The 6515-nt window shown below is 71.3% G+C and carries 3 protein-coding genes; all 3 read left to right on the top strand.

Annotated features, from left to right (window positions below; genetic code table 11):
• Positions 1-5298: type I polyketide synthase (locus AD72_RS34805; protein ID WP_037348427.1), on the top strand; the 5298-nt coding region annotated here is incomplete at its 5' end.
• Entirely contained in the window at positions 5298-5516 is a 219-nt protein-coding gene (locus tag AD72_RS34800; protein ID WP_031470912.1) for a hypothetical protein, read from the top strand. The genes AD72_RS34805 and AD72_RS34800, both read left to right, overlap by 1 nt.
• A 37-nt stretch (positions 5517-5553) precedes the next feature.
• A partial coding sequence (locus tag AD72_RS34795; protein ID WP_031470911.1) for a beta-ketoacyl synthase N-terminal-like domain-containing protein occupies positions 5554-6515 on the top strand: 962 nt, incomplete at its 3' end.

Raw genomic sequence — 6515 nt, 5'->3', positions numbered from 1 at the left:
TCCGAGGCCCGCAGCAACGGTCACCCGGTACTGGCGGTGGTGCGGGGCTCCGCGGTCAACTCCGATGGCGCCTCCAACGGGCTCACCGCGCCGAACGGGCCGTCCCAGCAGCGGGTGATCCGGGCCGCGCTGGCCGATGCCGGGCTGACGGCGGCGGAGGTGGACGCGGTCGAGGCACACGGGACGGGCACGACCCTCGGCGACCCGATCGAGGCGCAGGCGGTGCTGGCCACCTACGGCCGGGACCGGAACTCCCCGGTGTGGCTCGGCTCGGTTAAGTCCAATCTGGGACACACCCAGGCGGCGGCCGGTGCGGCCGGGGTGATCAAGATGATCGAGGCGCTCGCGCACGAACGGCTGCCCCGCACCCTGCACGCCGAGGAACCCACCAGCGCGGTCGACTGGGATACGGGTGCGGTGGCGCTGCTCACCGAGACCGTGGCGTGGCCCCGCGGCGAGTGTCCCCGGCGTGCCGCGGTTTCCTCATTCGGTATCTCGGGCACCAACGCCCACCTGATCGTCGAGGAACCCCCGCCGGTGCAACCGGATCCGGAACCGCCGATGCCCTCGCCGATCGTGTTCGGCTTCTCCGCGGCCGATGCGGATGGCCTGCGCGACCGGGCCGCTCAGCTGGCCGGGCTCGAGGCTCATCCGGCCGATGTCGCGCACTCCCTCGGCCGGACCAGGGCGCTGCTGTCCGAACGCGCCTTCGTCACGGCGGCCGATCCCGCCGGGCTCACCGATGCGCTGCGGTCCTTCGACGCTCGCGTGCTGCGGGGCACCCCGCAGCCGGACGGAGCCGAGCCGGCGCTGCTGTTCACCGGACAGGGTGCGCAACGACCCGCGATGGGCGCGGAACTCTACGACACCTTCGCCGTCTACGCCGAGGCCTTCGACGAGGTCTGCGCGCATGTCGATCTGCAGACGGAAAAACCGCTGCGCGATGTCGTCTTCGGTCCCGCGGATCCGGCACTGCTGGACCGTACGGATTACGCGCAACCGGCGCTGTTCGCCCTGGAGGTCGCCCTCTACCGGCTGGTGCAGAGCTGGGGAATCGCCCCGGCCTACTTGTGCGGGCATTCGGTCGGCGAGTTCGCCGCGGCGCACGTCGCCGGGGTGTTCTCGCTCGCCGATGCCGCCATGCTGGTCACCGCGCGCGGGCGGCTGATGCGCGCGCTTCCCGAGGACGGAGCGATGGTTTCGCTGCGGGCCTCCGAGGAGACCGCTCGCGCCTTGCTGGCCGGGCACGAGGACCGTGCGGGGATCGCGGCGGTCAACGGGGCACAGTCCGTGGTGCTCTCCGGGGACGCGGCGGTGCTGCGGGCCGCGCTCGCCGATTTCGACGGCAAGACCTCCTGGCTGAACGTCAGCCATGCCTTCCATTCGCCGCTGATGCGGGACATGCTCGAGGAGTTCGGCAGGATCGCGCGGCTGGTCGAATACCACCCGGCGAGCATCCCGATCGTGTCCTCGGTGACCGGCGAGCTCGGCGGGCACGATTCGGCGGAGTACTGGATTGCGCACGTCGAGGCCGGGGTGCGGTTCGCCGATGCCGTGGAAACACTGAGCGAGGCCGGCTGCGGAACGTGCCTTGAGCTCGGACCGGACGGCGTGCTCTCCGCACTCGTGGCGGAGGACGCGGTGGCCAGACCGCTGCTGCGCCGGGACCGTCCCGAGGTGGCGGAGCTGCTGGACGCGGTGGGCACCGCCTATGTGCGCGGGGCGGAACTCGATCTGGCCGCACTGGCCCCGGGCGGGCGTCCGATCGACCTTCCGACGTATCCCTTCCGGCGCAAGCGATTCTGGCTCACACCCACAGGTTCCGCGGACGCGCGCGGTCTCGGGTTGCGAGAGGCGGGGCACCCGCTGCTCGGTGCCGTGGTCTCGATGGCCGATGGCGAAACCGTGTTCACCGCGCGCCTCTCGGCCAACGAGCCCTCCTGGTTGGCCGGGCACCGGGTCGGCGGGCGGATTCTCTTCCCCGGCACGGGTTTTCTCGAACTGGCGCTGCACGCGGGCGCCGAAACGGGCTGCCCGGCCGTCGAGGAACTCACCCTCGGCGCTCCGCTCGAACTCTCGGCCGCGGTCGAGTTGCAGGTCGTGGTGTCCGCGGCCGAGGAGGACGGCCGCCGCGGCATCGGTATCCGGTCTCGGCCCGAGAACACGGAGGAATGGACCCGGCACGCCACGGGAACCCTCGCCGCGGGCGGTCCTCCGGCCGGTGCGCCGATGAGCTGGCCGCCGCCCGGACTGGCCGGGGAACTGGACTACGCGGCGCTGGACGGATTCGAGTACGCGGGCCAGTTCCGCGGTCTGCGCACGGCCTGGGTGGACGGGGACGAGGTGTACGCCGAGGTGGCGCTTCCCGAACCCGAGGACGGCTTCGGGATGCATCCGGCGCTGCTGGATTCGGCACTGCACGCGCTTTTCCTGCGTGAGTCGGCCGAATCCGCCGGTGGGCTGCCGTTCTCCTGGTCGGGGGTGCGGCTGGCTGCGGTGGGCGCCACCTCGCTACGGGTGCGCCTCGCGTTCCGGTCCCCGGACACCGTGTCACTGATCGCCACCGACTCCGCGGGCGCGCTCGTGCTGAGCGTCGACTCGCTGGTGCTGCGGGCCCCCGCGGAACACCAGCGGTCCGCCCCGACGGGACTGTTCACCGTGCACCACGTCGCGGTCCAGGCCGGGGAACCGGTGCCGTGGACGAAATATCCGCGGGTGGAACCGGGAAAGCCCACCGTGTTCACGGTCGCGCCGGAGGGCGATCCGGTGACCGCGACCCACGAGCAGACCGCGCGGGTGCTGGAGGTGCTCCAGGAATGGCTCACCCGGGAGGAGTCGCCCCTGGTCGTGCACACGCCCGGCCGGGATCCCGCTTCGGCGGCGGTGCACGGACTGGTGCGCAGTGCGCAGGCCGAGCACCCCGATCGCTTCGTCCTCGTCGAGGCGGCCACCGAGGACATCGGCCTCGCACTCGGCACCGGGGAACCCGAGGTCGCGGTCCGCGAAGGTGTGCCGCTGGTGCCGCGGGCGAGCGAGGCGGGCGCTCGGCTGCTGCCCCCGGAAGGCCCGTGGCGGCTGGACAAGGCGGGCGAGGGAACGGTCGATCAGCTGGTGCTCACCGCGGCCGGGGAAGCGGAGCTGGGATCCGAGGAGGTCCGGATCGCGGTGCGCGCTGCCGGATTGAATTTCCGCGATGTGCTCAATGTGCTCGGCATGTATCCCGGTGACCCGGGGCCACTGGGATGCGAGGTTTCCGGGATCGTGCAGGCCGTCGGTTCGGCGGTCACCGATCTGGCACCCGGGGACCGGGTGATGGGCATGGTGCACGGCGCGATCGGACCGGTCGCCGTCGGCGAGCGGCCGATGCTCACCCACGTTCCCGGGCACTGGAGCGATGAACAGGCTGCCACGGTGCCGCTGGTGTTCCTCACCGCGTACTTCGCGCTGGTCGATCTCGCGGGCCTGACCGCAGGCGAATCGATCCTGATCCATTCGGCCGCGGGCGGTGTCGGCATGGCGGCCACCCAGCTGGCGCGGCAACTGGGCGCCGAGGTGTTCGGCACGGCGAGCGCGGGCAAACACCACGTGCTGCGCGCGGCCGGACTGGATGAGGCACACATCGCGTCCAGCCGGACCCTCGAGTTCGCCACCGAGTTCCGCGCGGCCACCGGGGGACGCGGTATGGATGTCGTGCTCAACGCGCTCACCGGCGAATTCCTCGACGCCTCCCTGGAACTCACCGCGGCGGGCGGGCGGTTCCTGGAAATGGGGAAGACCGATATTCGTGCACCCGAAGGGGTCGCCTACCGCGCGTTCGACCTCATCGAAGCGGGCCAGGAGCGGATCGCGCAGATCTGGAACGAGCTGGGCGTCCTGTTCGGTTCCGGCGCGCTGACCCCGCTGCCGGTGCGGTCCTGGGATGTCCGCCAGGCACCCGAGGCGTTCCGCTTTCTGAGCCAGGCCAAGCACATCGGCAAGATCGCGCTGACCATCCCGCGCCCGCTCGATCCGGACCGGACGGTGCTGATCACCGGTGGAACGGGCGGGCTGGGCGCACTGCTCGCCCGGCACCTCGTGACCGAGCACGGGGTGCGCGATCTGCTGTTGACCAGCCGCCGCGGGGCCGCTGCACCGGGGGCGACGGAACTGGTCGCGGAGCTCGCCCGGCTGGGCGCGCACGCCGAGGTCATCGCCTGCGATGTCGGTGACCGGGATGCGCTGGCCGAACTGCTGGAGGGTGTCGAACTCACCGGTGTCGTGCACACCGCCGGGGTGCTCGACGACGGTGTGCTTCCCGCGCTCACCGCGGAGCGGCTGGCCGGAGTGCTGCGTCCGAAGGCCGATGCCGCCTGGTATCTGCACGAGCTGACGAAGGACCGGGATCTGGCCCTGTTCGCGCTCTATTCCTCGGTGTCCGGGGTACTCGGCTCGGCGGGTCAGGCCTCGTATGCCGCGGCGAACACCTTCCTCGATGCGCTGGCCGAACACCGCCGCGCCGAGGGGCTGCCCGCGGTCTCGCTGGCGTGGGGACTCTGGCGCGAGGGCATGGGCGATTCATTGGCCCGGGCCGACCTGGAACGGATGGCCCGCGAAGGACTTCCGGCCCTGAGCGCGGAAACCGGTCTGGCGCTTTTCGATGCCGCCATCGCCGGTGGATTCGAAACCGTACTGCCGATCGAACTGGACCGGGCAGCCCTGCGCGCGCATGCCCGCACCGCGACGGTTGCCCCGGTGCTGCGCGGGTTCGCCGCAGCGGCCGGAATCCGCCGCGCCGCGGGCACCGTGGAGCGGAACCCGGATCTGGGTGAGCGGCTGGCCGGGCTGCCCGAGGAGGAGCGCTCCGCGCTGCTGATCGATCTGGTGCGGCAGAACGTCGGCGTCGTGCTCGGCCACGAGGCGGGTACGGAGATCGATGCGGCCCGGGCGTTCAAGGATCTGGGATTCGATTCGCTGACCTCGGTGGAACTGCGCAACCGGGTGAGCGCCGCCACCGGGCTGCGGCTCTCGGCCACGGCGGTGTTCGACCATCCCACCGTCACCGCGTTCGCCGCCCACCTGCTCGCCGAACTGGCGCCCCCGCCCGTGGATGTCACCGAGTCGGTGCTCGCCGAACTCGACCGGCTGGAAACCCGGCTGGGCACGCTCGAGGATGGTGCGGGCCGCAGCGCGGTCGCCGCCCGGCTCCGCAGGCTCGTGGACGGCATCACCGCCGGGGACGGGGATGTCGGCGGTCGGCTGGAGGACGCGAGCGCCGATGAGGTCGTGGACTTCCTCGCCACCGAGCTCGGGATCTCGTGATGGCGGACGAGGAGATCGAGCGGGTACGCGCCGAGATCGAGGCGCTGGGCCGGAGTCTCGCCGCGCTGCATCCCAAGGAACGTAAGAAGCTCGCGAAGCCACTGAAGAAGCTGCTGCTGGAGTACGCCGCCGGTGAGGACGGGGAGAAGTTCGACGAGATGCTTTTCGAGGCCGCCGTCGACAAGGCGCTCGATTACCTGACCGACGAGCTCTTCTGAACTGTTGCCGACCGGCCGAGGCCGTTGAGAGGGAATGATGGCGGACCAAGAGAAGCTCCTGGACCTGCTCAAGCGCGTCACCGGCGACCTGCACTGGACCAGGGACCGGCTGCGCGAGGCCGAATCGCGCCGGCACGAGCCGGTCGCGATCATCGGTATGGCCTGCCGGTTCCCCGGCGGCGCCGACTCTCCGGGCGCGCTGTGGGAGCTCGTGGAGAACGGGCGGGAGGGGATCGGCGAGTTTCCCGGGGACCGCGGCTGGGATGTCGGTGCCCTGTTCGACGAGGACCCGGAACAGCGCGGCACCACCTATGTGCGTACCGGCGGATTCCTGTCCGGCGCGGGCGGTTTCGACGCGGAGTTCTTCGGGATCTCGCCGCGCGAGGCGCTGGCGATGGAACCGCAGCAGCGGCTGCTGCTGGAGACCTCCTGGGCGGCGATCGAACGCGCCGGTATCGATGCGGACAGCCTGCGCGGCAGCGCGACCGGTGTCTATGTCGGCGTCTCCGCGCAGGAGTACGGGCCGCGCCTGCACGATCCGGGCGAGGCCGTCGACGGCTATCTGCTCACCGGGACGACCTGCAGTGTCCACTCCGGACGGATCGCCTATCAGCTGGGTTTGGAGGGACCCGCGGTCTCGGTGGACACCGCGTGCTCCTCCTCGCTGGTGGCGCTGCACGCGGCGGTGCGCGCGCTGCGTTCGGGGGAGTGCACGATGGCTCTCGCCGGTGGAGTGAACCTGATGGCCTCGCCGGGGATCTTCGTCGATTTCGCGCGGCAGCGGGGATTGGCTCCGGACGGCCGCTGCAAATCGTTCTCCGACGCGGCCGATGGAACCGCCTGGGCGGAGGGCGTCGGCATGCTGATGCTGGAACGCCTCTCCGATGCCGAACGCAACGGGCACCGGGTGCTCGCCGTGATCCGAGGCTCGGCGGTGAATCAGGACGGTGCCTCGAACGGGCTGACCGCGCCGAACGGCCCGTCCCAGCAGCGGGTGAT

Source organism: Sciscionella sediminilitoris, assembly GCF_000737195.2.
Taxonomy (GTDB): domain Bacteria; phylum Actinomycetota; class Actinomycetes; order Mycobacteriales; family Pseudonocardiaceae; genus Sciscionella; species Sciscionella sediminilitoris.
Note: the sequence above shows the minus strand (reverse complement) of the source record. Positions and strands in the feature narration are given on the sequence as shown.

Coding starts and splice junctions, on each gene's coding strand:
- AD72_RS34800 (WP_031470912.1), top strand. CDS start 5,298: ATGGCGGACGAGGAGATCGAGCGGGTACGCGCCGAGATCGAGGCGCTG.